The sequence below is a fragment of the Pleomorphomonas oryzae DSM 16300 genome, assembly GCF_000422965.1.
Lineage (GTDB): Bacteria > Pseudomonadota > Alphaproteobacteria > Rhizobiales > Pleomorphomonadaceae > Pleomorphomonas > Pleomorphomonas oryzae.
This window is the reverse complement of the sequence record NZ_AUHB01000004.1, coordinates 93,019-118,359: the sequence shown is the minus strand read 5'-3', so window position 1 is coordinate 118,359 and position 25,341 is coordinate 93,019. Positions and strand designations below refer to the sequence as shown.

Annotated in this window: 22 protein-coding genes; 11 read left to right on the top strand and 11 right to left on the bottom strand. The window is 65.0% G+C overall.

Features of this window, described 5'->3' with window-relative positions:
* The first annotated feature begins 17 nt into the window (after positions 1 to 17).
* Both G522_RS26110 and G522_RS0108200 read left to right on the top strand, forming a co-directional pair.
* Positions 18 to 2,522, top strand: a complete 2,505-nt coding sequence (locus G522_RS26110; RefSeq protein ID WP_051228446.1) for a circularly permuted type 2 ATP-grasp protein — start codon at positions 18 to 20, stop codon at positions 2,520 to 2,522.
* Positions 2,519 to 3,433 (top strand): transglutaminase family protein, encoded by a 915-nt coding sequence (locus G522_RS0108200; RefSeq protein ID WP_026790622.1) that lies wholly within the window; start codon positions 2,519 to 2,521, stop codon positions 3,431 to 3,433. Before G522_RS26110 ends, G522_RS0108200 begins: the two co-directional genes overlap by 4 nt.
* A 3-nt stretch (positions 3,434 to 3,436) precedes the next feature.
* Here the strand turns inward: G522_RS0108200 and hutG are convergent, their stop codons facing one another.
* From hutG to hutI, 3 genes are read right to left on the bottom strand one after another with little or no spacing between them, the layout of a single operon-like run.
* Complete coding sequence (hutG, locus tag G522_RS0108195; RefSeq protein ID WP_026790621.1) at positions 3,437 to 4,258, bottom strand: N-formylglutamate deformylase; 822 nt, start codon at positions 4,256 to 4,258, stop codon at positions 3,437 to 3,439.
* On the bottom strand, positions 4,255 to 5,805 hold the full coding sequence (gene hutH, locus G522_RS0108190) for a histidine ammonia-lyase (protein WP_026790620.1): 1,551 nt from the start codon (positions 5,803 to 5,805) through the stop codon (positions 4,255 to 4,257). The genes hutG and hutH overlap by 4 nt, the downstream gene beginning before the upstream one ends.
* A complete protein-coding gene (gene hutI / locus G522_RS0108185; RefSeq protein WP_026790619.1) occupies positions 5,802 to 7,004 on the bottom strand; it encodes an imidazolonepropionase in 1,203 nt (400 codons plus the stop codon). The genes hutH and hutI overlap by 4 nt, the downstream gene beginning before the upstream one ends.
* Before the next feature lie 247 nt (positions 7,005 to 7,251).
* Between hutI and G522_RS0108180 the strand changes: the two genes are divergently transcribed.
* The 8 genes from G522_RS0108180 (at position 7,252) to G522_RS0108145 (ending at position 15,910) form a co-directional block, all read left to right on the top strand.
* Complete coding sequence (locus G522_RS0108180; protein WP_026790618.1) at positions 7,252 to 8,025, top strand: SDR family NAD(P)-dependent oxidoreductase; 774 nt, start codon at positions 7,252 to 7,254, stop codon at positions 8,023 to 8,025.
* Between the two features lie 117 nt (positions 8,026 to 8,142).
* Positions 8,143 to 9,255, top strand: coding sequence for an ABC transporter ATP-binding protein (locus tag G522_RS0108175; RefSeq protein WP_026790617.1), 1,113 nt, complete (start codon positions 8,143 to 8,145; stop codon positions 9,253 to 9,255).
* A 40-nt stretch (positions 9,256 to 9,295) separates the two neighbouring features.
* Positions 9,296 to 10,408: an ABC transporter substrate-binding protein gene (locus tag G522_RS0108170; RefSeq protein WP_026790616.1), complete on the top strand. Its 1,113-nt coding sequence runs from the start codon at positions 9,296 to 9,298 to the stop codon at positions 10,406 to 10,408.
* A 75-nt stretch (positions 10,409 to 10,483) separates the two neighbouring features.
* Complete coding sequence (locus G522_RS0108165; protein ID WP_026790615.1) at positions 10,484 to 11,425, top strand: ABC transporter permease; 942 nt, start codon at positions 10,484 to 10,486, stop codon at positions 11,423 to 11,425.
* Positions 11,422 to 12,222 (top strand): ABC transporter permease, encoded by an 801-nt coding sequence (locus G522_RS0108160; RefSeq protein ID WP_026790614.1) that lies wholly within the window; start codon positions 11,422 to 11,424, stop codon positions 12,220 to 12,222. The genes G522_RS0108165 and G522_RS0108160 overlap by 4 nt, the downstream gene beginning before the upstream one ends.
* Before the next feature lie 35 nt (positions 12,223 to 12,257).
* The gene (gene hisD, locus G522_RS0108155) at positions 12,258 to 13,580 is read left to right on the top strand and encodes a histidinol dehydrogenase (RefSeq protein ID WP_026790613.1); all 1,323 of its coding nucleotides are present in this window, start codon (positions 12,258 to 12,260) and stop codon (positions 13,578 to 13,580) included.
* A 3-nt stretch (positions 13,581 to 13,583) separates the two neighbouring features.
* On the top strand, positions 13,584 to 14,612 hold the full coding sequence (locus G522_RS0108150; protein ID WP_026790612.1) for a zinc-dependent alcohol dehydrogenase: 1,029 nt from the start codon (positions 13,584 to 13,586) through the stop codon (positions 14,610 to 14,612).
* Entirely contained in the window at positions 14,609 to 15,910 is a 1,302-nt protein-coding gene (locus G522_RS0108145) for a hypothetical protein (RefSeq protein ID WP_026790611.1), read from the top strand. The genes G522_RS0108150 and G522_RS0108145 overlap by 4 nt, the downstream gene beginning before the upstream one ends.
* A 90-nt stretch (positions 15,911 to 16,000) precedes the next feature.
* Here G522_RS0108145 and G522_RS0108140 read toward each other — a convergent pair whose 3' ends face one another.
* The 7 genes from G522_RS0108140 to G522_RS0108110 form a co-directional block, all read right to left on the bottom strand.
* The gene (locus G522_RS0108140; RefSeq protein WP_026790610.1) at positions 16,001 to 16,198 is read right to left on the bottom strand and encodes a 4Fe-4S binding protein; all 198 of its coding nucleotides are present in this window, start codon (positions 16,196 to 16,198) and stop codon (positions 16,001 to 16,003) included.
* 157 nt (positions 16,199 to 16,355) lie between these two features.
* Positions 16,356 to 17,456, bottom strand: a complete 1,101-nt coding sequence (locus G522_RS0108135; protein WP_026790609.1) for a hydrogenase large subunit — start codon at positions 17,454 to 17,456, stop codon at positions 16,356 to 16,358.
* On the bottom strand, positions 17,453 to 18,079 hold the full coding sequence (locus G522_RS28905; RefSeq protein ID WP_051228445.1) for an NADH-quinone oxidoreductase subunit C: 627 nt from the start codon (positions 18,077 to 18,079) through the stop codon (positions 17,453 to 17,455). The genes G522_RS0108135 and G522_RS28905 overlap by 4 nt, the downstream gene beginning before the upstream one ends.
* Positions 18,076 to 18,579 (bottom strand): 4Fe-4S binding protein, encoded by a 504-nt coding sequence (locus G522_RS0108125; protein ID WP_026790608.1) that lies wholly within the window; start codon positions 18,577 to 18,579, stop codon positions 18,076 to 18,078. The genes G522_RS28905 and G522_RS0108125 overlap by 4 nt, the downstream gene beginning before the upstream one ends.
* A gap of 14 nt (positions 18,580 to 18,593) precedes the next feature.
* Complete coding sequence (locus G522_RS0108120; RefSeq protein WP_026790607.1) at positions 18,594 to 19,031, bottom strand: NADH-quinone oxidoreductase subunit B family protein; 438 nt, start codon at positions 19,029 to 19,031, stop codon at positions 18,594 to 18,596.
* Positions 19,032 to 19,041: 10 nt separating this feature from the next.
* The gene (locus G522_RS0108115) at positions 19,042 to 20,001 is read right to left on the bottom strand and encodes a respiratory chain complex I subunit 1 family protein (protein WP_026790606.1); all 960 of its coding nucleotides are present in this window, start codon (positions 19,999 to 20,001) and stop codon (positions 19,042 to 19,044) included.
* Between the two features lie 20 nt (positions 20,002 to 20,021).
* Entirely contained in the window at positions 20,022 to 23,816 is a 3,795-nt protein-coding gene (locus tag G522_RS0108110; protein ID WP_026790605.1) for a proton-conducting transporter transmembrane domain-containing protein, read from the bottom strand.
* Positions 23,817 to 24,262: 446 nt separating this feature from the next.
* Between G522_RS0108110 and hypA the strand changes: the two genes are divergently transcribed.
* Entirely contained in the window at positions 24,263 to 24,610 is a 348-nt protein-coding gene (gene hypA, locus G522_RS0108105) for a hydrogenase maturation nickel metallochaperone HypA (protein WP_026790604.1), read from the top strand.
* A 7-nt stretch (positions 24,611 to 24,617) separates the two neighbouring features.
* Here the strand turns inward: hypA and hypB are convergent, their stop codons facing one another.
* Positions 24,618 to 25,331 (bottom strand): hydrogenase nickel incorporation protein HypB, encoded by a 714-nt coding sequence (hypB, locus tag G522_RS26100; RefSeq protein ID WP_051228444.1) that lies wholly within the window; start codon positions 25,329 to 25,331, stop codon positions 24,618 to 24,620.
* Positions 25,332 to 25,341 lie beyond the last annotated feature (10 nt).

The following is a 25,341-nucleotide window of genomic DNA, read 5'->3' as shown; positions in this document are numbered from 1 at the left end:
CCCACGCCGGAAACCTGATGAGCAAGCTTCAGCCCGATCCGATTCCCGCCGGACAGAATGCCGGATTGGGCCTGCTGACGCGGGGCTACAAGCCGCTTGCCGGCGCCTATGACGAGATGATGGCGCCGGACGGCAGCTTGCGCGGCCCCTGGCCAGCCTTTCTTCAGCGTCTTGCCGAACTCGGCGAGGAGGGCGTGCGCGAGGCCTTTGCCGGGGCCGAGCAGCAGCTCAAGAATTCCGGCGTTTTCTTCCGCGTCTATGATGATCCGGACGGTGCCGAGCGCCCCTGGCCGCTGACCCCGGTACCGCTTCTCATCTCGGCATCCGAATGGGAAGAGCTGTCGGCGGGCGCCATCCAGCGCGCTCATCTTGCCGAGGCGCTGCTCGCCGATGTCTACGGTGCGGGTCGGCTCGCTCGCGATGGTGTGCTGCCGGCCGCCGCCATCGCCGGCAGTCCGGATTTTCTGAGGCCGCTGGTCGGCGTCAAACCAAAGGGCGGCCGCTTCCTGCGTTTCTTCGCCGTCGATCTGGGACGCGGCCCGGATGGCCAATGGTGGGTGCTCAGCGATCGCGCGCAGGCACCGTCGGGTGCCGGCTACGCGCTGGAAAATCGCCTCGCGGTGACGCGGGCGCTGCCGGAGGTGGCACGCGGCCTCAACGTCGAGCGTCTCGCGCCGTTCTTCCAGGCTTTCCGCGACGACCTTGCCGCTCTCAATGCCGGTGCGGAAGCGCGGGTCGGCCTGCTCACCCCTGGGCGGCTCAACGAGACCTATTTCGAGCACGCCTATCTCGCCCGCTATCTCGGGTTCCTGTTGGTGGAAGGCGGCGACCTGACGGTGCGTGACGATGCCGTCTATGTGCGCACCGTCTCAGGCCTCAAGCGTATCGACGCGCTGTGGCGGCGCCTTGACGGCGATTTCGCCGATCCCTTGGAACTCCGTACCGCCTCGGCGCTCGGCGTGCCGGGCCTCGTGCAGGCCATCAGGTCCGGCCGCGTCGACGTCACCAATGCGCTGGGCTCCGGCATTGCCGAATCGCGAGCGCTGATGGGCTTCATGCCAGCATTGTGCCGACGTCTGCTCGGCGAGCCGCTGTTGCTAGCCAACCTGGCCACCTGGTGGTGCGGCCAGGAGGCGGAGCGGCGGACGGTGCTCGATCGCTTCGACCGTATGGCCATCGCGCCGGCCTTTTCCGGCTCCCTGTCGGGCTTGCCCTTCTGGAGCAAGCTCGGCGCGACGATGAGCAAGAGCGAGCGGCAGGCGACACGGACGCTGATCGAGACGCGCGGTCTCGACGTGGTCGGCCAGGAGAACGTCGGGCTCTCCACCATGCCGGTGTGGGATGGTGGCCGCCTCGTGCCCAAACCTTTTGTCCTGCGCCTTTTCGTGGCAGCTGTCGGCGATCAGGATTGGGTGGTGATGCCCGGCGGGTTCTGCCGCATCTCCGGATCGAGCGATGCCCGCCTCGTGTCGATGCAGCAGGGCGCGGAGACGGCCGACGTCTGGGTGCTGTCCGACACGCCAGTCAAAGAGACCTCGCTGTTACCGCAGCCGGATCGGGTCGCCATCCGCCGCTCCACCGGTACGCTGCCGTCGCGCTCGGCCGACAATCTCTACTGGCTGGCCCGTTATCTCGAACGGGCGGAAGGCACGCTGCGTCTCCTGAGGGCGCTGATCAACCGCTTGGTCGAGGCCGGCGGCGATGCCGATCAGCCGATCATCCAGATGCTCACCGAGCATCTGCGCTTCATCGGCGCCATCGATCTCGACCGCAAGGGAACGCCGATCGATCTCGTTGCCGCCGCGCTCAGCGATCCGGCCTCACCGTCCGGCCTGCCGGCGCTGACCGGCGCGGCACGAGCCGCCGGCTCGGCTATCCGCGATCGGCTGGCGCCGGACGCCTTTCGGGCGGTGACGGAAATTGCCGTGCTGTTCGAAACCATCGACCGGCAGCGCCTCACGCCGGCCCAGATGCTCGACGAGGTCAATCACGGTCTGCGTCGCATCGCCGCCTTTGCCGGCCTCGCGGCCGAAAACATGAACCGCGCCATGGGATGGCGCTTCCTCGATATCGGCCGGCGTATCGAACGGGCCCTGGCCACGGCGGCGATCGTCCGCCGCTTCGCCCTCAATGCGCCATCGACCGAAGCGCTCGATCTGGCGCTTGAGGCCGGTGACAGCCAGATCACCTATCGCTGGCGCTACGTCATGCGACCGGCCCCTTTGCCGGTGATCGACCTCCTGATGCTCGATGATGCCAATCCGCGTTCTGTCGCCTTCCAGATGGCGCGTATCGTCGAGCATCTCGAAGCGCTGCCGGCTACCCGCCTCGACGGCCGGCCGGTAGAGCTGTTGCGCCTTGCCCGCAAGCTCGATGCGCGCATCGCCAACACCGCTGCCGAGAAGATCGATGTGCGCGATATCGACAAGATCACCGGTCGTCTCCTGCGTCTGTCCAGCCTCGTCACCGATCGCTTCTTCACCCAGCGCCCCAGCGAGGCGCGGCCGGAGGAGCTGGAATGATCTACGAGCTCAGGCAGGAAACGCGTTACGTCTACGCGGCGGCCGTTCCCTATTCCAGCCATGTTGCCCGCCTCCTGCCGGTGGATCGCAAGGGGCAGACGGTGCGGCAGGCGACACTTGCCATTGCACCTACGCCGGCCGAGCGGCGGGAAACCATCGATTTCTTCGGCAATCGCATCTGTCATTTCGCCCTCGATCGGCCGCATGATGAGCTGACGGTGCGTCTCGATGCCGAGGTGGAGGTGGCGCCGGCCGAGCCCTATCTCGCGGCGCTGACGCCGTCCTCGGCGGAGGTGCGGGCACTGGCGGCGGCGAGCAGCGACCCTGGCGCCGATTCCCCCGTGCACGGTCTTTTCGCTTCGCCGTCGGTGCCGCTTGACGCAGCCATTACCCGCTACGCGGGCCTGTCCTTTCCTGCGCGGCGGCCGATGCTGGAAGGGGCGATCGAACTCATGAAGCGGATCAAGGGCGACTTTGCCTACGTGCTTGGCGCCACCGATGCCGACACCAGTCCGTCCGAGGCCTTCGTTACCAGGAAGGGCGTTTGCCAGGATTTCGCCCATGTGATGATCGCCGGGCTTCGCGGCCTGGCGCTGCCGGCACGCTATGTTTCGGGCTATCTCCGCACCGAGCCGCCACCCGGCCAGGCGCGGCTCGAAGGCGCCGATGCCACCCACGCGTGGGCGGAGGTGTGGTGCGGTGGCGAGGCCGGTTGGGTGGGGCTCGACCCCACCAATGGCATCGTGGCGGGCGAGGATCATCTCGTGCTGGCGATCGGCCGCGACTATTCCGACGTGTCGCCACTCGATGGCGTCATCGTCGCATTCGGTGCCCACAGCCTGACCGTGGCGGTGGATGTCATTCCGCTGTCCGGCCCGTCCGGAAAGCGATCCCTCCGGGTCGTCGAGTGACGCTTAGCCGTTGGCGAAGACCAGGCAGGCGGTCAGCACGGAGAGCAGCGTCACCCGCGTCGGTGCCGCGAATGCAGTGTTATAGGCGATCGGCCAACCGGCTTCACTGACCGGGCCCAAGGCTTCCGGAATATAGCCTCGACAGGCGATCTCCATCTGCAGGGCGTGAACGCCCTTTTCCGGCTGGCCGTAGTGGCGGGTGATGTAGCCGCCCTTGAAGCGTCCGTCGACCACGTGGCTGCGGCCCGAGGTGGCGAGGATGTCGGCAACGTGCTGCACAAGCTCCGGATCGGCGGACGCGCCGCTGTTCGTGCCCAGATTGAATACCGGTAGTTTGCCGGCAAACAACCTGGGAATGGCGGAACGGATGGAGTGGCAGTCGTAGACAACGACGCGCTCATGCTTGTTGCGTATCCGGCTAATTTCCTTGGACAAGGCTGCATGATAGGGCTGATAGAAGGCAACCTTGCGCGCCTCGATCTCCTGGGCGTCGGGTTCCTCGTCTGGCCGATAGAGCGGTTCGCCGTCGAAGGTTTCGACTGGGCAAAGGCCCGTCGTGGCTTGGCCAGGATAGAGCGAGACGCCGGTCGGGTCGCGATTGAGGTCGATTACCGTGCGCGACCAGTGGGCGCGGACAATGGTGGCGTCCAGCTCCGCGGCGAAATCATAGAGCTTGTCGATCCACCAGTCGGCGTCCTTGCGGGCCAGCCAAGGCGATACGAGCCGCGTTTCGATGTCCTCGGGGATCGCCGTGCCGACATGCGGCAGGGAAAGGACGAGCGGCGCTTGACCGCGCCGGATAACCAGATCCGGAGCGTCGCTCATTCTTGCACCAGGGTCGGCAGAAGATCGCTTCCGAGAGCGGCTGCAAGCCGGCCGGAGGTGACGAGGCGGGTGGCTGCCTCGATGTCCGGGGCAAAATGTCGGTCGTCGGTGAGTGGCGGCACGTCAGCGCGCAACAACTCGATGGCGGCGGTCAGAGGCGTCGACGTCTTCAGTGGCGCGTGGAAGCCAATGCCCTGCGCAGCGGCGAGATATTCGATGCCAATGACGTTGGCGGCGTTCCTTGCCATGGCGGCAAGGCGGCGGGCGCCATGGGTGGCCATGGAGACGTGATCTTCCTGGTTGGCCGACGTCGGGATGGAATCGACCGAGGCCGGGTGGGCCATCTGCTTGTTTTCCGAGACCAGGGCCGCCGCAGTCACCTGCGGGATCATGAAGCCGGAGTTGAGGCCGGGCTTCGGTGTCAGGAAGGCCGGCAGGCCGGAGAGCGCTGGGTCGACCAGCATGGCAACGCGTCGCTCGGCGATCGAGCCGATCTCGCAGATGGCCAGCGCAATGATGTCGGCAGCGAAGGCGACCGGTTCGGCGTGGAAGTTGCCGCCGGAGATCACCTCGCCGGTGTCGGTGAACACCAGCGGATTGTCGGAAACGCCGTTGGCCTCGTCATTCAGCGTCGCTGCCGCCTGACGTAGCAGGTCGAGGCAGGCGCCCATCACCTGCGGCTGGCAGCGCAGGCAGTAGGGATCCTGGACGCGGCCGTGGTCGTCGAGATGCGACGCCCGAATGATTGAGCCCGACAGCAGCCCGCGCAGGCTGGCGGCGACGTCGATCTGGCCCTTGTGTCGACGCAGGGTATGAATGCGCGGATCGAACGGGCCGTCCGAGCCCTTGGCCGCGTCGACCGACAGTGCGCCGGTGACCAGAGCCGCCTGGAACACGCGCTCGGTCTCGAACAGGCCGGCCAACGCCAGCGCCGTCGATACCTGCGTTCCGTTGAGAAGGGCCAGCCCTTCCTTGGGGCCGAGAACGAGCGGCGCAAGGCCATTGGCTTCTAGCGCCGCGGCTGCATCGACCGGGCGCCCTTCGACGAACATTTGGCCGACGCCCATCAATGCTGCGGTCATGTGGGCAAGCGGCGCCAGGTCGCCGGAGGCGCCGACCGAGCCTTGGCCCGGTATGACCGGGATCAGGCCGCGTTCGAGACAGGCGCCAAGCTGCTCGAGCGTTTCCCAGCGCACGCCCGAGGCGCCTTGGGCGAGACTTGCCAGTTTCAGCGCCATGATCAGCCGGACGACGGCGATTGCCAGCGGCTCGCCGACGCCTGCGGCATGCGACAGGACAATATTGCGCTGGAGCGTTTCGAGATCGGCGGTGTCGATGCGGACCGAGGCGAGCTTGCCGAAGCCTGTGTTGACGCCGTAGACCGGATCGCCCTTGCCGATGATCGCTTCGATGGTGGCGGCGGCCTTGTCGACCGGGCCACGCGCGGACGGGTCAATGGTCGCGCCATCGCCGAAATAAATGGCGCGCCAGACCGACAACGGCACCTCGCCGGGGACGAGGCGGTGAAGGATCGGAGTGTCTTTCATTCACCTCTCCAATAGCGGGCGGCGAGCGGATTGAAGCCCATGCGGTAGACCAGTTCGGCGGGTCGTTCGACGTCCCAGACCGCGAGGTCGCACCATTTGCCTGTCACGATCGATCCCGTCTCCTCGGCGAGACCGAGGGCGGCGGCGGCGTGGATGGTCATGCCGGCCAGGCATTCGGCCACCGTCATGCGGAACAGGGTCGCTGCCATGTTCATGACGAGCAGCGGTGAGGTCAGCGGCGACGTGCCGGGATTGCAGTCGGTGGCGATGGCGATGCGGGTGCCATGCTTGCGAAACAGATCGACCGGCGGCAGCTTGGTTTCGCGGATGAAGTAGAAGGCACCAGGCAGCAACACGGCGACGGTGCCGGCGGCAGCCATGGCTGCAGCGCCGGCCTCGTCGGTGTGTTCGAGATGATCGGCTGAGAGCGCACCATGGCGCGCGGCAAGCGCCGCGCCGCCGAGGTTGGACAGTTGGTCGGCATGGAGCCGCACCTTGAGACCGAGACGCCGGGCGGCGGTGAACAGGTCGTCCACCTCGTCGGGCGCGAAGGCGATCGCCTCGCAGAAGGCATCGACGCAGTCGGCAAGCCCTTCGGCGGCGATGGCTGGCAGCATCTTGTCGCGGACAAGCGCCAGATAGCCGGCGCGGCTGCTCTTGAATTCCGAGGGCAAGGCGTGGGCACCGAGGAAACTGGTGCTCACCGTGACCTTTCGCTCGCTGGAAAGACGGCGAGCGGCTCGTAGCTGGTTGCGCTCGCTGTCGAGGTCCAGGCCATAGCCGGACTTCACCTCGACGGTGGTGACGCCCTCGGCGATCAGGTGATCGAGCCGGGGGAGGGCGCTGGCCATGAGACCATCTTCACCGGCTGCGCGGGTGGCGGCAACCGTGGATACGATGCCGCCGCCGGCGCGGGCGATTTCCTCATAGCTGGCGCCGGCAAGGCGCAGCTCGAACTCGTGGGCACGGTCACCGCCGTGCACCAGATGGGTGTGACAGTCGATGAGACCCGGCGTCACCAGTCGCCCTTCAAGATCGATGATCTCGACGCTGGAGGCGTTCGCCGGCATGTCCGCTTCCGGCCCGACATAGGCGATGCGGCCGTCCATGGCGAGGATTGCCGCGCGCTCCACCGGCATGATGCAGGTGGGGTCGGCCATCGTGACGAGGCGAGCGTTGCGGAACAGGCGGGAAGCCATCGCGATACCTGACTTGGATGTTGGGTTCATATGTATAGACAACCTCGACTGCGATGCAAGCTATTCGCAGGCAAGACAGCTTGCGGACGATGAGCGACTTGCGCAAGACAGCTCAACAAAATCCGAATGACCCATCGAAAATCGGCATTACGTCACTGGACATCGCTGTCTGGAAATGATGCATTGCCGGCCGCCGACTGCTCTGGGGAAGAGGGTTGGCGCGTTCCATTCTGCCTGGAGTTTTCCCATGTCGCCGCTCGCTCTCTTCACTCTCGAAGGTCGCAAGGCGCTGGTGACTGGGGCGAGCCGAGGCATTGGTCAGGCCCTGGCGGCCGCGCTGGCTGGCGCGGGGGCGGACGTTGCCGTCACTGCCCGCGATGCCGCATCGCTCGAAGAAACGGTTGCTGCCGTCGAGGCGCTGGGACGACGCGCGGTGCCGCTGGCCCAGGACGTGCGCGACGTCGCGACCAGTCGCTCGACCGTTCAGCAGGCAGTGGTTGCTTTGGGTGGGCTCGACATCCTGGTCAACAACGCCGGCTATGAGGAAGTAACCCCTTCGCTCGACATCGAAGAGGCGGTGTGGGACCGGGTGGTGGACACGAACCTCAAGGGCGCCTTCTTCGTGGCGCAGGCGGTGGCGCGGCAGATGCAGGCCGCCGGGCGAGGCGGCTCGATCATCAACCTTGCCTCTCTGACGAGCTATGTCGGCGTTCCCACTGCCGTGCCCTATGGCGCGTCGAAATCCGGCATTCTCGGCATGACCACGGCGCTCGCCACCGAATGGGCAAGCCTTGGGATCCGGGTCAACGCCGTAGCGCCGGGCTACTTTCGTACGGCGATGACTGACGTCTTTTACCGCGATGACGCCTGGCAGGCTTCGATGCTGGCCAAAATACCGCTCGGTCGTTTCGGGGCACTCGGTGACCTGGCTGGCGCGGTCATTTTCCTGGCTTCGGATGCCTCTGCCTACATAACAGGCCAGTGCATCCCAGTGGATGGCGGCTATCTTGCCTCAATTTGAGGCGTGCATAAAAACAACGCGAAAAGCGGATGACGACCTGTCTAGAGATGTATATGGTACTGCGGCGTTTCCTGGGGAGGGAAGCGCGCGGAGCTTTGAGGATCAGAGAGTAAGGGGATGACGGAAACGATGGCAGCCGATGCACCGTTTGCGGTGTCGGTCCGTGGCGTCAACATGGTGTTCGATGGCGTGCACGCGGTGCGCGACGCCACGTTCGACCTGGAAAAGGGGCGCTTCCTTACTATCCTCGGGCCGTCGGGCTCGGGCAAGACGACGCTGCTCCGGATGATTGCCGGTTTCGGTCGGCCGACTTCGGGCGAGGTGTTCATCAATGGCCTTGCCGTCGGCAGCGTACCGCCGCACAAGCGGTCGATCGGCATGGTGTTTCAGAAGCTCGCCTTGTTTCCGCACATGACGGCGGCCGAGAACGTTGCCTTTCCTCTGAAGATGCGCCGCTTCGATGCGCGCAGCATTCCCGATCGGGTGCAGCGCTATCTCGACCTCGTCAAGCTCGGCAAGCTGGGCGACCGTCGAATCCATGAACTGTCCGGCGGCCAGCAGCAGCGTGTTGCCATTGCCCGCGCCCTGGTGTTCGAACCGGACCTGTTGCTGCTCGATGAGCCGCTTGCCGCCCTCGATCGTAAGCTGCGCGAGGAGATGCAGCTCGAGTTCCGCCGCATCCAGCGCGAACTCGACGTCACCACCATCAACGTGACGCACGACCAGCGCGAGGCCCTGGTGGTGTCCGACGAGATTATCGTCATGGACCACGGCCGCATCCAGCAGAAGGCGCGGCCAGAGGCGACCTATCGCCAGCCGAAGAACGCCTTCGTCGCCAATTTCATCGGCGTCACCAACTTCATCGAGGGCGCTGTGGCGAGCATCGATGGCGAAAAGATCGTTTTCGATCGCCCCGGCTTTGCCGGCCGGGTCGGCAACGGCTTCCGTCCGGCGGCGGGAGCGGCGGCGCGGGGCGCGCTGAGGGCCGAGCAGATCCGGATCGGCAGCGGCCGCGAGGCGCTTGGCGACGTCGACACCATCTTCGATGGAACGGTGACCGACGCCATCTTCGAAGGCGAGCGAGTCGTCTACGAGGTGTCCGTCAAGGATCTGGGCGAGACGCCGCTCCGCGTGTTCGATCATGATCCCGTAACCCACAACCAGCACGATATCGGATCGAGTGTCGCGCTGGGTTGGAACGTGAAGGATGTACTGGTCTTCGGGGATTGAGCGGACCAGTGCCAAGAAACAGAGCCAGAGGAGAACGACAATGACTGGATCGATCAAGCCTTCCTTCCTTCTCGGCCGTCGCCGTTTCCTGCAGGGCGTCGGCCTTGCCGGTGCCGCCGGTCTCGTGGGCATGCCGTTCGGCCGCGCCTTTGCCGCCGAGCCTGAGAAGCCCAAGGAAATCATCGTTCGCGCCTGGGGCGGCTCCTGGGTCGACAGCCTGAAGGCGGGGGTCTCCGATCCCTTCACCAAGCTGACCGGCATCGCCGTCCGTCATGACCTCACCGAGGACAACGAGATCCAGCCGAAGCTGTGGGCTGCCGCCGCGCAGAAGCGCGTGCCGCCGATCCACGTCAACTGGGACACCACGACCAACGCCACCAAGTCGGCCCTGCGTGGCGTGACCGAGGATCTCTCCGACCTGCCCAACCTCAAGACGGTGAGCGATGCGGCCAAGCCGGTCGGCGTCGACGGCTATCCGATCGTCAACACCTACGGTTACGTCTACGTGCTGGCCTATCGCCCCGAGGCTTTCCCGGAGGGAGCGCCGAAGTCGTGGAATGTGCTGCTCGATCCGAAGTTCAAGGGCCGCGTTGCCGTCTATAACGACGGTATCGGCCTGCATTTCCCGGCCGAGGTTGCCGGCGGCGGCAAGCTCGAGGATATTCCGGCCAACATGCAGCCGGCCTGGGATTTCTTCACCAAGCTCAAGGCCAACGAACCGCTGATGGGCGAGGACCCCGATTTCACGACATGGTTCCAGAAGGGCGAGATCGACGTCGCCTGCACCATTTCCTCCAACGCCCGCGAAGCGAAGAAGAACGGCATCGCCATCGCCTGGACGGTGCCGGACGAGGGCGCGACCTACGAGACCGACGGTCTCTGGGTACCGAAATATCTGCCGGAGAACGAGCTCTACTGGGCCAAGCAATATGTCAACTTCGCGCTGACACTCGACGCGCAGCAGGTGTGGCTCGACGGCCTCGGTCTGCCGGGCGTGGTGCCAGGCCTGAAGCCGCCGGCCGATCTCGTCGGGGACGCGTCCTATCCGACCAAGGACGAGGACTACAAGAAGCTGCTGCGCGTCTCGTCCAAGGTGCAGGTCGAGCACGAGAGCGAGTGGTTCGGCAAGTTCAAGGAAATCATGCAGGGCTGATGGCCGCCCTCCATGCACACAAGGTCCGCCGCGTTGGAGCGGCGGGCCGCTTTCAAGAAGTGATCCGACCGAAGAATGCGCCCGAGCCGCACCTCCTACCCCCTGTCTTGGCGCCTGATGGACGCCCTGGAAGCGATCGCCGCCGCCGTCTGGCCGCGTAGCTTCTCGGCGGCCGTGCCGTGGCTGATGCTGTTGCCGGCCGTCGTGCTGGTAGGGCTGCTGGTTCTTGGCCTGTGGGACATGGCCGACGGCTCGTTTCGCACGCTGGATACGGCGACCTTCCTGCCGTCCGACGATTATTCGCTGACCAACTATCATCGCGCCTTCACCGAGAAACTGTTCTTCACGGTGGCGAGCCGCAGCCTGATCGGATCGCTGATCGTCACCGCTGTTACGCTGATCTTCGCCTTCCCCTATTCCTACGTCATGGTGCGGACGCGCTCGACGGTGTTGCGCAAGTTCCTGCTGATCGCGCTGTTCCTGCCGTTCTTCATCGGCCAGGTGGTACGCGCCTATGGCTGGCTGATCATTCTGGGCTCGCAAGGCATGGTCAACGAGGCGCTTGGTCTCGTCGGCGTGTCACCAATCCGTCTCCTCTATAACTATCCGGCGGTGTTGTTCGGCCTTGTTCAATACATGCTGCCGTTTGCCGTGCTGATGCTGGCGCCGGCGCTCACCGCTATTCCCGAAGAGATGGAATCGGCTGCCGGTTCGCTCGGCGCCAACTGGGTCAGGACGTTCATCCACGTAGTGCTGCCGCTCGCCAAGCCCGGCTTCATCGGCGCTGGCCTCGTTGTCATGACGCTATCGCTCACCGACTTTGCCATTCCCGCCATCCTCGGCGGTGGCTCGCAGGACTTTATCGCCAACGCCATCTACGACCAATTCTTCCGCACCTCCGATCAGGGCATGGGGGCGACGCTGGCGTTGCTCCTGGTGGCCGTCGGCTCGATCATGGTCGGCGTGGTGTTCGCGCTATTCGGGGCCGGTACGCTAGCCATTGGGAGGTCGAAATGAAGGGCGATCGCTCCAAGGCCGTGACCCTCTGGACCTTCGTCGTCGTTGCGCTGGTCATGCTGTCGGCGCCGACGCTGGTGGTGCTGGGCGCCTCGTTCACGGCCGGCAACATGATCACCTTCCCGCCCGAGGGCCTGTCGCTCAAGTGGTACGCGGCGATTGCCGGTGCCACCGATCTTCGTGACGCCTTCCTGCGCTCGGTGATCGTCGCCACCATCTGCACGGCGATCTCCATACCCACGGGAACCTTGGCCGGTATTGCGCTCGCCAAATATCGGGTGCGCTTTGCCGCCGGCGTGCAGGTCTACCTGCTGCTGCCCTTCACCATTCCGTTGATTGGCTCCGGCATTGGCCTGATGCTGATCTTCGGCAAATGGGGCCTGCTCGGCCAGCTCTGGCCAGTGGGCGTCGCCTGCGCGGTGATCAATCTGCCGTTCATGATCTGGGCGGTGACGGCGAGCGCTGCCAGCCTTGATCCGGATCTTGAGCTCGCGGCTGCCAACTGTGGCGCGCCGCCGCTCTCCACCTTCTTGGCCGTGACCATTCCGGCCGTGACGCCCGGCATCATCACCGGCGCGCTGCTTATGTTCATCCTGGCGCTCAACGAGTTCCTGGTGTCGCTGCTCCTGGTCGACGCGCGCATCGTCACGCTGCCGGTGCAGATCTACAATTCCATTCGCTCGATCATCACGCCCGACCTCGCCGCCATTTCCGTGGTGTTCATTGCCGTCGCCGCCATCGCCATCGCGCTGCTCGACTGGCTGGTCGGGCTGGATATTTTTCTGAAATCGAAATGAGGGCGTGAAACGCCCCGCCGTTCGAGGACTGCACCATGACCGACGTTTCCTTCCACGACTACGCCAAGCTCGACGCGGCGGCCCGCGCCGCCCTGCTCAAGCGCTCGGAAACCGATCTCACCTTCTTCCTCGACAAGGTCGGTCCAATCATCGAGGCGGTGAAGAGCGAAGGCGACGTGGCGCTCTATCGCTTCGCCCGTGATCTCGACAAGTCGGAGGTGAAGCCCGGCGCTCTCAAGGCCACCGAGGCCGAGTTCGACGCCGCCTTCAAGGCGGTCGAACCGGAGGTGGTGGAGGCGATCCGCTACGGCATCGAGAACATCCGCCGCTTCCATGAGGAGCAGAAGCCGGAGGCCATGTGGCTGAAGGAGATCCGGCCCGGTGCCTTCGCTGGAGATCGGGTGACGCCGATCAAGTCGGTGGCGCTCTACATCCCCAGAGGCAAGGGCGCCTTCCCGTCGGTGACCATGATGACAGCGGTGCCGGCCGTCGTGGCCGGCGTGCCGGAGCTTGCCATCGTCACGCCACCGACGCCCGATGGTTCGGTTGACGCGGCGACGCTGGTCGCTGCCCGTCTTGCCGGCGTCGAGACGGTCTACAAGGTCGGTGGCGCGCAGGCGGTTGCCGCCGTTGCCTTCGGCACCGAGACGGTGAAGCCGGCGCTGAAGATCGTCGGCCCCGGCAGTCCGTGGGTGGTGGCGGCCAAGCGCCTGTTGTCCGGTGTCATCGATGCCGGTTTGCCGGCCGGCCCGTCGGAAGCGATCATCTTCGCCGACGATACGGTGCATGGCGGTCTCGCCGCCCTCGACGTGCTGATCGAGGCGGAACATGGGCCGGATAGCTCGGCCTATATCGTCACGCATTCGCGCCGCGTTGCCGAGGAGGCGTTGGCGGCGCTGCCGGACCATTGGGCGCGCATGACGGCGCAGCGCGTCGAGTTCTCCAAGAAGGTGCTGGGCGGCGCCTTCGGCGGCATCATCCTGACCTCGTCGGTCGAGGAGAGCTATGCCTTCGTCAACGACTATGCGCCGGAGCATCTGGAGATCCTGTCAACCGACCCTTATGCCCATCTCGGCAAGATCACGGAGGCGGCGGAGATCCTGATGGGACCCTATACGCCGGTGTCCATCGCCAACTTCGGCCTCGGCCCCAATGCCGTACTGCCGACCAGCCGCTGGGCGCGCACCTGGGGTCCGCTGTCGGTCTACGATTTCGTCAAGCGGTCGTCGGTCGGCTACGTCACGGCGTCGGCCTATCCAGAGCTCGCCCGTACCGCCCGCGTGCTCGCCCGCTACGAGGGCTTCTCCTCGCACGAGCAGGCGGTGTCGGCGGTGCGCGACACCTATCTCAAGGGCTGAGCGATGAAGGCCGTCCGCCTCTACGCCGCTGGCGATCTCCGCGTCGAGGACATTGCGCCGCCGCCGGCGCTTGGGGCTGGCGAGGTGCGGATCATGGTCTCGGCGGCCGGCATCTGCGGTTCCGACCTCCATAACTTCCGCACCGGCGCCTGGATCAGCCGGTCGCCGTCGGTGGCTGGCCACGAGTTCGCCGGCGTCATTGCAGCGCTGGGCGAGGGCGTTGCCGGTTTTGCGGTGGGCGACGCGGTGGTGGCGGATTCCCGCGTCACCTGCGGCGTCTGTGCCGCCTGCCGCGGTGGCCGATCGAATGTCTGCGAGAAGCTGGGCTTTGTCGGCGAAGTTTGTGACGGCGGTTTTGCCGAAGAGGTCGTGTTGCCGGCCTCGCTGATCGTCAAGGCGCCGGCTGAAGTCGACGCGGCAGTGCTCGCCATGGCCGAGCCGTTGGCCGTGGCGCTGCACGCGGTCAAGCGATTGGCCGTTCCCAAGGGATCGCCGGTGCTGATCGCCGGCTGCGGTCCGATCGGTGGACTTGCGGCCCTGCTGCTTTCCGAGAGACACGACGGGCCGGTTCTGGTTGCCGACCGGAACGCCGACCGGGCGGCCCGCGTCGCCGAGGTGACGGGTGCTCGTATCGTCGATCTCACGGCGGAAGCCGTCGGTGACGCGCTTGTCGATCAACCACTCTTGGCGGTACTCGACGCCACCGGGCATCCCGGTGTCATCGGAACCCTTCTGGACATCGTGTCGCCGAGCGGAATGCTGGCCCTGGTCGGCATCGGCCATGGCAGCCTTGCCGTCGATCCGGTGCGGCTCGTCGAGCGGGAAATTGCGTTGGTTGGCTGCCACGCTTTCATCAACGAATTGCCGGAGGCGGTGGCGCTGATGCCGGCGCTTGAGAAGCGCCTGCTGGCACTGGTCGACGAGACGATCGATCTCGATGGTGTGCCGGCTGCCTATGAGCGGCTGCTGGCCGGCCGCTCGACTGGCCTCAAGACGATTATTCGACCAGTCACCCTGTTGGGGTCGCCATGACCGGGCCGAGCCGCACCGCCGAGATCCGGCGCCTTGCCTCCGATGATGAGGGCGCCGCAACAACGGCGTTGACGGGGCTATTTGCTGACCTGTTCGGTCTTTCGGCCGAAGGTGTCGCCATCAACCGCGACCAGTACAGTCTCAATTCGCTGAACGGCTTCTTCTCAGCCGGCGGGGCCGACTATTTCTTCAAGTTCCACCAGGAGGACGGCGAGGAGGCGATGACCGGCGAGTATTATCGCGCCGACATCCTCGCTCGCGCCGGCCTGCCGGTGGACATGCCGGTGTTCGTTTCCAATCTGCCGGGCGAGCAGGTACTGGTCTACCGCCGCCGCTCCGATCCTCGCTTTTCCGACGTGCTGCGGGCGCTGGATATTGCCGCTCTGGATGGGCGTCGCGATGTCGCTGGCGAGACGGACGCCATCACAGCAGAGCGCGGCCTCGACGCTTCGATCGCCCGCGTCTATCTCGACAGCCTGCACAAGGTGACGACGGCGCAGGCTTCGGCTGAGCCGATCCATCGCCTGTTTTACGATCGTCTCGTCGATATGCCTGGCCGGCGTTTTCCTGGTGGCCGGTTTGCCGGCTTCTATCTTGGCAGGCCCGTGCGGCTGCCGGGTGTCGGACTCGGCTGGAATGACTTTGCCAGCCGTCGCTTGGTGATCAACGGACGCGCCTATCGGCGGACGATCGGCGAGCTGTTCACCGCCGCCGGGGCGCGGCTGAGGCCGGATTTTCTGGCCGATGCCGGTGGTGTGGTGGCCCATGGCGACGCCCACAATGCCAACGTCTGGTATGGCCAGGGACCACACGGGTCAGCGCTTAGCTTCTACGACCCGGCGTTTGCCGGCGAGCATGTGCCGTCGCTGATCGCCGAGGTGAAGGCCACCTTCCACAATGTGTTTGCCCATCCGCTCTGGCTCTACGATCCGGCGGAGGCGACACAGCGGTTTTCGGCCGCAGTCAAACTCGGAGAGGGCATTCTCGCCATCGACACCAACTGGGCGCTGACGCCGGTGCGGCATGCGCTCTTGGCTGCCAAGGCCGAACTGGTCTGGAAGCCGCTGCTGTCCAGCCTCAAGGCGCGCGGCCTGTTGCCGGCCGACTGGCAGGAGGTGATCCGTCTCGCGTTGTTCCTTTGCCCGACGCTGGTGATGAACCTCCGGGCCGGTGCGACGACGCACACCGAGGTTTCCTCGGCGATCGCCTTTGCCGTCGCCGTCATGGTCGGCAGCGAGCCGGAGATCGGTGAGGATGAGATGACGGCTTTCCTCGAGGCCATCGATCCCGGGCACTGACGCCAAAGAAAAAGGGAGCGGCGCCAGTGGCATCCGCTCCCTTCGATATCGAGGGAAGGCGCCGGTCGCGGCGCCCTCCGAAAAGCATGCTCAGGCGGCAGCCGGCATGCACGAGCCCGACGGGCAGACTTCGGCGCACTGCTGCGTGTCGAAGTGGCCTTCGCACTCGGTGCACTTCTTGGCGTTGATCGAGTAGACCTTGCCCTTGTGGCTGATCGCCTTGTTGGGGCATTCGTCTTCGCAAGCGCCGCAAGCCGTGCAGGTGGAGGTTTCAATCATAAAGGCCATGGGTGTCACTCCTCTTGGTTGTCCAACGGGGCCGCGGATGTCCGTATTATGTGCGGTCCCGAACTCACATCGCCGGAGCAAGCAACCCTTGCCCACGGCTCCAGTTTTCCTGTTTTTGCGTCACTCGAAAAGTCTGCAGCTTTCCGGATGACAGTTTTTAGCGCTCCGTGCAGGAAAGGCACGGATCGATGCTGTTGACGATCATGGCGATGTCCGCGATCTTGGCGTCCTGCAGCATGAAGCGCAGGCTGTCCCAGTTCATGAACGTCGGCACGCGCCACTTGACGCGTTCGGGCTGCGGCGTGTCGTTGGTGCGGAGGTAGTAGATCACCTCGCCACGCGGCGCTTCGCTGCGGGTCACCGCCTGTCCGGGCGGGATGTCCGGGCGGTCGTTGATGTTGACCGGACCCCCGGGCAGATCGCGCAGGCAGACACGCAGCAGATTGATCGAGGTCAGGATCTCCTCGAGGCGGACCATGGCGCGCGACCAGACGTCGCCATCGGTCAGCGAGTGCACCACGAGCGGCAGCCGATCGTAGGCAGCATACGGCGCTTCGCGGCGCACGTCGTAGTCGACGCCGGAGGCGCGGGCCACCGGGCCGACGACGCCGCAGGTGATCGCGTCGGCATGGGTGAGCACGCCCACGCCCTTGGTGCGGCGCAGGATCGAGCCGTTGGTCTTGAAGGTCTTGATGATGTCCTTCGTCTCGGCCTCGATCTTGTCGAGCGCGCCCTTGATATAGGCGATCGACTTGTCGTCGAGGTCGTAGCGGACGCCACCGATGCACATGGCGCCGATGTCCTGGCGGTTGCCGAAGATCGACTCCAGCATGTCCTGGCCGATCTCGCGGACCTGCATCATGTGCATGAAGTAGGTCTCGTAGCCGACGAGGTGCACCAGGAGCGCCACGTTGAACAGGTGCGAGGTGACGCGCTTCATCTCGTCTGCGACGGTGCGCAGGTAGATGCCGCGCTCGGGCACCTCGATGCCGGCGATCTTCTCGGCCGCCATGGCAAAGGTCTGCGGATGGCTGTTGGAGCAGAGCGAGCAGATGCGCTCGGTCAGCACCACGTTCTGGTACATCGTCCGCTTGGTGGTGAGGTACTCGATGCCGCGGTGGGCGTGACCGGCGTTGATGTCGATGTGACTGACGGTCTCGCCCTGCACATCGATCTTGAAGTACATCGGCTCCTCGAGGGCCACATGCAGCGGGCCGACGGGAATGCTGAAGGTCTCGGGTACGTTGTGCGTGCTCATGCTGCACCCTTCTTTCCGGCGACGAGGCGTTCCCACAGGCCCTTGGTGCTGGCGGCGTTGACCAGCGTGGAGAACGGAATCAGCCGCTCGAGAACGGCGCCGTCGACTGAGGCGTCGAGGAACAGGCGGCGCGGATCGGGATGATCGGTCACCTTGACGGCGTAGAGTTCCATCATCTCGCGCTCATGCCAGTCGGCATTGCGGAACAGCGGCGTCAGCGAGGCGATGCTGCCGCCCTGCGGCACGTAGGCGATGACGGTCAGCGCGTCGCCGGCGATGTCGAAGTGATAGTCGATCTCGTAGGAGGTGCCGTCGAACGGCGTGCCGCCGAACGTCTTGGGCGTCTCCTTGGGAGCGGCTTCGGCCTTCGCTTCGCCGTCCTCGTTCTCCTCGTCCTCGTCTTCCTCCTCCTCTTCGGGGACGGAAGGCTGGGCGCAGGTGATCATGGAGAGGCGCGCGCCCATGTCCTTGAGAAGGGCGGCGACCGGCGACAGATCGGCGGCGCTGGCGAGACCCAACCAGGCGACGGTGACGCCGTAATGGTCGGTTTCGGCCGAGAACTCAACGCCGGCCGGGGCCGCGGCGGTGAGGCGGGCTTCCAGGTCTTGCGGTAGGCGGCTCATGCTGGGACCTTCCGGTTCTTGAGATATTTGGCGCGGCACTTCGGGCAGCGCGCGCGCACCTCGGCCACTTCCTCGGTGCTGAGCGGCGGCTTGGCGTTCTTGACCATCGGTGCCGTATTGAGCGCCGTGGCGCCACAGTCGACGCAGGTCTGATTGGGAATCAAACCGTGCTCCACCATGTCAAACTTGTCGGCGTTGACGTGGGAGAGGTCCCAGTCGTTGGTCTGGTGGATGGCATCCGTCGGGCAATAGAATTCGCAGTTGCCGCAGAACACACAGGTGTTGTGCCAGCAATCGAAGGTCATGCCGTCAGGCGTCTTGGCAAAGCGGATGGCGTTGGCCGGGCAGACGCGTTCGCAAATGCGGCAGCCTTCGCAGCTCTCCGCCTTGAACTCGATGCGGCCGCGCAAACGATCGGGCGTGAAGGCCGGTCCCAGGGGGAAGGCCTCGGTCTGAGGGCCCTGCTTCAGGTTGCGGGCGAAAATCGTCAGGAAGTTCATCTTGGGACCTTTCCTCAGAGACGCTCGCGCCAGATTGCGATGGCCTTGGCGACGCCGGCGATGATCGCCTGCGGCCGGGGCGGACAGCCGGGCACGTTGACGTCGATCGGAATGTACTGGTCGATCGGCGCCAGTACGGCATAGCTCTCGCGGAAGATGCCGCCGGAGATCGGACAGACACCGACCGCCACCGTCACCTTCGGATCGGGGATCTCTTCGTACATGCGCAGCACGGCATCCTTGACACGGACGGTGAGCGGACCGGAGATCAGCACGATGTCGGCGTGCTTGGGGCTGCCGCAGTACTGACAGCCGAGGCGCTCGATGTCATAGCGAGGGATCAGCGCGGTGGTTGCCATCTCCACGTCGCAGCCGTTGCAGGAGCCGGCGTTGATCCGGTAGATCCAGGGCGAGCGCGTGGCGATGTTCTTGAAATTGGGTATCAGGCCCATCTAGCCCTCCTCAAACCACAACGACGACTGCGAGGCTCGCGACGGCGAGCAGCAGCGGCCACTTCAGAAAGAACACGAAGGCCTGGTCGATGCGCATGCGACCCATGGACAGGCGGACCGCGGTGATGCCGACCAGCATCAGCACCGCCATCTTAATCAGCCACACCAGGAGGCCGCCGATCATCAGAGAGGGCGCCGCCGGGAAGAACAGGGCGATGCCAAGACCGAGCACAACGACCTTCTTCAGGGCCGACATGATCTTGAACAGCGCCAGCACCGGGCCGGAGTACTCAAGCAGCGGGCCTTCCAGCACTTCGGTTTCGGCCTCCGGAATGTCGAAGGGAACGATGCCGAGGTTGGCCGGATAGAAGAAGCAGAAGGCGGCGACCGCCGGCCACATCACCGGGTCGAACAGGAAGGAGCCGTGGGCCTGCTGATAGGCGATGATGTCGTTCAGCGAAAAGGTGGCCCAGCCACCCATGCCGACGCCGGTACGAATGGCGACGGCGGCGGCGATCAGCACCAGCGGGCCTTCGTAGGCGATCATCAGGGCCATCTCGCGGGAGAAGCCGATGGCGCCGTAGGGCGAACCGGAAGCCGAGCCGGCGATCATCAGCACGATGCCGGGGATCATCAGCAGGTAGAGCAGCACCAGAAGATTGCCGATGGCGGCATCCGGCGCATAGACCGAGGTGATCGGCACCAGGGCGGCGGCGATCAGCATCGAAACGACGCCGACCAGCGGGGTGTAGAGGAACACCGTCTGATTGGCGGCGGCCGGCACCATGGTCCGCTTGAAGCTGAGCTTGACAATGTCAAAGAACGGCTGCAGCAGCGGCGGTCCGACACGGCTCTGCAGGCGGGCGGCGACTCTGCGATCGACACCCTTCATGGCAAGGCCGAACACGAGGGCGAACACTCCACCTGGGAAGAGGAGCACCGCCAGCAAGATAGCGAACTGGTTGGACATTTTGGGTCTCTCCTCTCCCGTCAGTGCTGCTGTTTGGCCTTGGCGGATTTGGGCGCCAGGAGGCCGCGGATGGCAGCGGTCGGGGACTCGAACAGGTTGGCGGTGCCGACACGGCCGCCGGCTTCCGGAAGGAAGTCGTTGGGCGTGGCACCAGCGAAGTGCAGGCCGCTCTTCTGGATGCCGCGATGAGCAAGGCGCATCCAGGGGATGAAGACCGCAGCGACGATCAGCACCAGAAGGCTGAGGGCGAGCGGGCTCCAGCCACCGGCACCCGGCAGCGGGCCGAAGATCGAGGCGTCGATCGGGGTGAGGCCGAGTTCGGCCTGCATCTTGGCGATCGGCACCAGGGCGAGGCCCGGGAAGAAGCCGAGCAGAACGCTCGCGCCCACCAGCACGCCCATCGGCAGCAGCATGGACAGCGGCGCTTCCTCGGCCGCCAGGGCCTTCTGCGTCGGAGCACCCATGAAGGCGGCGTGGGCGAACTTCAGCACGGCGGCCAGGGTGAACAGCGACGACACCATGGCACCGGTGGCAAGCGCCCAGTGGCCACTCTCGAAGGCAGCGGAGAAGATCATCCACTTCGAGGAGAAGCCGTTGAGCGGCGGCACACCGGCCAGCGACAGGCCGGCGAACAGGAAGAAGCCGAAGGTGATCGGCATCTTCCGGCCGAGGCCACCGAGTTCATCGAGCTGGCTGGCATGGCTCTTGACCATGACGGCGCCGGCCACGAGGAACAGCGTGTCCTTGAGGAACATGTGGTTGACGAAGTGGAACAGGCCACCGGCGACACCCAGCGAGGTGCCGAGGCAGAGCGCCATCAGCACGTAGCCGAGCTGGCTGACGGTGGAGTAGATCAGCAGGAGCTTGATGCCGTTCTGAACCACTGCCATGGCACCGGCGTAGACGACGGTGATGCCGGCGATGATGGCGATGATGTCGATCAGCGCCGGAACGCCACCGATCTCGCCGCCAAGGCGCAGGAACACCGCGCTGCCGCCGAACAGGCTGAACAGCTTGAGAACGCCCCACGGACCCGACTTCAACAGCACGGCCGAGATGTAGCCGGACACCGGGGTCGGGGCGAGGGCCGGATGCATCTGCACGTCAATGCGGACGGGCAGCATGGCAGCCTTCATGACCAGGCCGATGAACACCGGGATGATGCCGATGGCCAGCGTGCCGAGCGGCATGTCGAGCGCCTTCTGGCCGATGCCGACCAGATCGAAGGTGCCGGCATGAGAGGCAAGCGCCGCGATGCCCAGGAACATGAAGGAGGCGCCGACGGTGTTGAAGAAGAAGTACTTGAAGCCTTCCCTCCGCGCCTCGTCGTTCTCCTCGTGGATGATGGCCGCCCAGAGCGCCCAGCTCGACATCAACTCCCAGAAACCGAAGAACGTGAAGATGTCCTTGGCTGCCGTCATGCCCAGGAGGCCAGCGATCATGATGCCGAAGGCGGCAAAGAAGCGCGGCTGGGCGTGGTTGTGGGCGAGGTAGGCGGTGGAGTGCAGCATGTTGAGTGCGCCGACACCGGCGATCAGCACTGCAAACCAGAAGGACAGCGTGTCGTAAGCCGGAGCGGTGAAGATCACCGCCACGAAGGCCGCCACGAGCACCGCCACGGCAAGCCAGCCGGCCTGCTGGACCGACTTGCGGCCAACCAGCCACACGGCCACGGCGCCCAGGAAGGCGATGATGGCAGGCAGCGTCCAGCTCATCACCAGGGTCGGCAGCACCGCCGCGGCAAGACCGCTGCGAGCCGCCACCTCAGCACCGACGGCGCCGACGAGGTTGAGCTGGAAGGACGGCACGAGACCGCCGAAGATGATGGCGGCGGCGAGAACGCCGACGGCGATCAGCATCGGAAGCGGGGCTTCCTTGACGCCGGCCTCACCCTTCCAGGGACGGAAGAACAGCATGCCGACGACGCGGAGATAGTAGACCACGGCGATGATGCCACCGACCAAGAGGCCGATAGCCACCTCATAATGGCCGGCTTCAGCCGCCGCGTAGACCATCAGGAACTTCGAGACGAAGCCCGAGAAGGGCGGCAGGCCCATGATCGACACGGTGGCCAGCGCGTAGCAGCCGGCGGTGAACGGCATGACGCGGCCGACACCGGCGAGGTCGGCGATGTTGCGCCGGCCGGTCTGCATGATGAAGGCGCCGGCTGCGAAGAACAGCAGGGTCTTCATCACGGCGTGGTTGGTGACGTGCAAGAGGCTGGCGTCGGTGGCGAGCGCCGTGCCGATGCCGAGTACCGCGACGATCTCGCCGATCTGCGCGAGCGTCGAGAAAGCAAGCATCCGCTTGATTTCGGTCTCGAACAGGGCGCGGATTTCACCGTAGAGCAGGGTGATCAGGCCAAGGCCGATCAGCACCACCTCGAGGCTGAGGCCCCAGCCGGTGAAGGTCGACAGCGCCGGCACACCGATGACGATGAACAGCACCTTGACGAGGCCGAACACGCCGGCCTTGGTCAGGATACCCGACAGCGGACCGGAGATCGACGACGGCGCGGCGGGATGGGCGATCGGCAGCCAGCTGTGCACCGGCCACACGCCCGCCTTCACCGCGAAACCGGCGAAGAAGCAGAGCGCGATGACAAGGCCGGCAACCGGCGAGATCGTGCCGACCTTTTCGGCCAGGGCGGCGAACTCGAAGGAGCCGATCTCGGCGTGCGTCAGCAGGATGCCGAAGTGCATCAGATAGGCGCCGGAGGCGCACATCATGAAATAGATGAGGCCGGCGCGCAGCGACTTCTGGTTCTGCTCGTGAATGACCAGGAAGTAGGAGGTCCAGGTCATCAGCTCCCAGTAGACGTAGAAGTTGCCCATCTCGTGCGCGGTGGTGAGGCCGAGCAGCGAGCCGATCATCAGGAAGGCGAAGAAGTAATAGCGGTTGGTCCACTCGGCGCGGGCCATGTAGCCGACCGAGTAGACGATCATCACGGCGGTGATGCCGGCGAACACCAGCGCGAAAACGCGGGAAGCCGGATCGAGGCTGGTGTCGAGCACCACAAGGGCCAGCGTCGCGATGGCGAGGATCACGGCACCGATGTCGCGGGCGCGGGTCGAGACGTGGCCAAGGCCGTAGACGGCAAAGGCGCCGATATAGGGCACGAGGACGAGCAGCGCCCAGGGCGACTCGAACTCGGGAACGCCCGCCACGGCACCGGCCATGGCTTCAGCTGCGTGCTGGAAGGGCAGCGGGAAGACCGAGATCAGAGCGGTGACGGCGGCGAGTATCCAGGCGATCGGCAGAGCGAGGGCCGGGGCGGCGCTAAGCTCGATGCGGCGCGCCGGATGCTCGAAGCAGACACGCTGGATCACCACCAGATAATAATAGGCGGCGACGATCGATGCGGCGGTGCCGACCAGCGCGATGGCCCAGTGACCCTGCTCGATGGCGGCGTAGAGCACCAGGAACTTGGAGAAGGATCCCTTGAAGGGCGACAGGCCCATCACCGAGAACATGCCGAAGCCGAATAACGTCGACGCAACGGGCATCCGATGGCCGGAGCCGGCGAGATCGTCGAGGCGCGAGGAACCGGTACGGCGAATGATGTACCAGCCGGCGGCGACGACGAGGCCGCGCATGACGATCTGATAGCCAAAGTGCATGTAGGCGCCGGTCAGGCCGGCTTCACCACCGAGGCCGATACCGATCAGGATGTAGCCGATCTCGGCGATCGTCGACCAAATGACGACACGCGTGAGACTCGGCAGACTCATCAGGGCGGCGACTTCGCCGAAGAACAAGAAGATCGCGCCCATCCAGGCCAGCGCCGTCGGGTCGATCTGAGTGAGGGATAGCATGAGTGGAGATCCTTCCGCAGGCATGCATCTTGGCTGTCATGGATGACGTTAATCGCAGCATCCACTAGGGTATGTCGGCTAGCCGACATATACGCATTTGCACGACGCCAATGCTTTGCGGATCGAAGTAAAACTGATATCTACACTCATGTTATTGGGAAAAAGAAATATTCAGTAAAATCAGGATTCTGGCTTGTGGGCACTGTTATTTGCCATACTGCTCTTGATGGCTTCCAAATGGATTTAGGTGGGCATTTGCGGTGTTTTTCTAAGTAATATGTCCGATACAGCTTTGTGCATTCCCGCCATGCAGAATCCACGGGATTCCCTTTATTTGCGAGTGACTTGCAGCAAAAGGCGAAAAAATCCGTCATTTCGCGGACAAGTATTTCCCCCGTGGCGGCGATTGAGCTAGATGAATAGGTGAGATCAGAGAGGAATTGGTGATGCACGAAACGGCGGTGGTCGAAGGCCTGATGCGCATCCTGACCGAGCATGCCAAGCAGAACGGCGTCGACCGGGTCGTCGCGGTGAAGCTGAAGATCGGCCGCCTGCGCGGCATCGACAGTCGACAGATCCGGCTGGCCTTCGAGATCTTCGCCGAGGGCACGCTGGCCGAGGGCGCGCGGCTCGACATCGACGACGTTGGCGTCACGGCAAAATGCCGGACCTGCGGAACGGTCTTCGAAGTGGAGAAATACCACTTCGTCTGTTCAGGCTGCGGTGGTTCGGACGCCGATGTGCTGACCGGGCGCGAACTCTATATCGAAAGCTTCGAAGCGGCGAAGAGCTAATAGCCGATCAGGAGCGGCCCACGGCCTGCCGCCGCTCACCAAGGCGGTCGACGATCCACTGCGTCCAGGCGTCGAGGCCGGCGCCTTTCTTGGCAGACACTTCCAGCACCGGGCCGGGGCCATGGACACGGCCGATGGCGGCGCGGGCGCGGTCGGTCGAGAATTCCTCGATGGCCGGCAGCAGGTCGGTCTTGGTCAGCAGCACCAGGTCGGCCTTGCGGAAGATCACCGGATATTTGTCGGGCTTGTCGTCGCCCTCGGTCACCGACAAGAGCACCACGTCACGATGCTGGCCGACGTCGAAATCGGCGGGGCAGACCAAGTTGCCGACGTTTTCGACGAACAGCACGTCGATGTCGTCGAGATCGAGCACGTGCAAGGCGTCGTGGATCATCACCGCATCAAGGTGACAGGTGACGCCGGTGGTGATCTGCACGGCCGGCACGCCGTGGCGGCGAATGCGGTCGGCGTCGTTCTCGGTCTCGAGGTCACCCTCGATCACCGCGACGCGGATGTCCTTCGGCAGCGCGGCGATGGTCGCCTCGAGAAGCTGCGTTTTGCCCGAGCCGGGCGACGACATCAGGTTGATCGACAGCACGCCGTGGGCGTTGAGATGCTCGCGGACGTGGGAGGCGATCCGGTCGTTCTCGGACAGGAGGTTTTCAACGACGGGGATAGTGGTGGTGGCGGCCTTGGTGCCGCAGCCGCACTCGCTGCACATGGTGGGAAAC

Excerpts from the sequence above, each read along its gene's own strand:
- hutH (WP_026790620.1), bottom strand. The coding sequence starts at position 5,805 with ATGAAAGACACTCCGATCCTTCACCGCCTCGTCCCCGGCGAGGTGCCG.
- hutG (WP_026790621.1), bottom strand. The coding sequence starts at position 4,258 with ATGAGCGACGCTCCGGATCTGGTTATCCGGCGCGGTCAAGCGCCGCTC.
- hypB (WP_051228444.1), bottom strand. The coding sequence starts at position 25,331 with ATGTGCAGCGAGTGCGGCTGCGGCACCAAGGCCGCCACCACCACTATC.
- G522_RS0108175 (WP_026790617.1), top strand. The coding sequence starts at position 8,143 with ATGACGGAAACGATGGCAGCCGATGCACCGTTTGCGGTGTCGGTCCGT.
- G522_RS0108165 (WP_026790615.1), top strand. The coding sequence starts at position 10,484 with ATGCGCCCGAGCCGCACCTCCTACCCCCTGTCTTGGCGCCTGATGGAC.
- G522_RS0108160 (WP_026790614.1), top strand. The coding sequence starts at position 11,422 with ATGAAGGGCGATCGCTCCAAGGCCGTGACCCTCTGGACCTTCGTCGTC.
- G522_RS0108170 (WP_026790616.1), top strand. The coding sequence starts at position 9,296 with ATGACTGGATCGATCAAGCCTTCCTTCCTTCTCGGCCGTCGCCGTTTC.
- G522_RS0108200 (WP_026790622.1), top strand. The coding sequence starts at position 2,519 with ATGATCTACGAGCTCAGGCAGGAAACGCGTTACGTCTACGCGGCGGCC.
- G522_RS0108140 (WP_026790610.1), bottom strand. The coding sequence starts at position 16,198 with ATGGCCTTTATGATTGAAACCTCCACCTGCACGGCTTGCGGCGCTTGC.
- G522_RS0108150 (WP_026790612.1), top strand. The coding sequence starts at position 13,584 with ATGAAGGCCGTCCGCCTCTACGCCGCTGGCGATCTCCGCGTCGAGGAC.
- G522_RS0108125 (WP_026790608.1), bottom strand. The coding sequence starts at position 18,579 with ATGAACTTCCTGACGATTTTCGCCCGCAACCTGAAGCAGGGCCCTCAG.
- G522_RS26110 (WP_051228446.1), top strand. The coding sequence starts at position 18 with ATGAGCAAGCTTCAGCCCGATCCGATTCCCGCCGGACAGAATGCCGGA.
- G522_RS0108120 (WP_026790607.1), bottom strand. The coding sequence starts at position 19,031 with ATGGGCCTGATACCCAATTTCAAGAACATCGCCACGCGCTCGCCCTGG.
- G522_RS0108115 (WP_026790606.1), bottom strand. The coding sequence starts at position 20,001 with ATGTCCAACCAGTTCGCTATCTTGCTGGCGGTGCTCCTCTTCCCAGGT.
- G522_RS28905 (WP_051228445.1), bottom strand. The coding sequence starts at position 18,079 with ATGAGCCGCCTACCGCAAGACCTGGAAGCCCGCCTCACCGCCGCGGCC.
- G522_RS0108145 (WP_026790611.1), top strand. The coding sequence starts at position 14,609 with ATGACCGGGCCGAGCCGCACCGCCGAGATCCGGCGCCTTGCCTCCGAT.
- hypA (WP_026790604.1), top strand. The coding sequence starts at position 24,263 with ATGCACGAAACGGCGGTGGTCGAAGGCCTGATGCGCATCCTGACCGAG.
- hutI (WP_026790619.1), bottom strand. The coding sequence starts at position 7,004 with ATGGCTTCCCGCCTGTTCCGCAACGCTCGCCTCGTCACGATGGCCGAC.
- hisD (WP_026790613.1), top strand. The coding sequence starts at position 12,258 with ATGACCGACGTTTCCTTCCACGACTACGCCAAGCTCGACGCGGCGGCC.
- G522_RS0108110 (WP_026790605.1), bottom strand. The coding sequence starts at position 23,816 with ATGCTATCCCTCACTCAGATCGACCCGACGGCGCTGGCCTGGATGGGC.
- G522_RS0108135 (WP_026790609.1), bottom strand. The coding sequence starts at position 17,456 with ATGAGCACGCACAACGTACCCGAGACCTTCAGCATTCCCGTCGGCCCG.
- G522_RS0108180 (WP_026790618.1), top strand. The coding sequence starts at position 7,252 with ATGTCGCCGCTCGCTCTCTTCACTCTCGAAGGTCGCAAGGCGCTGGTG.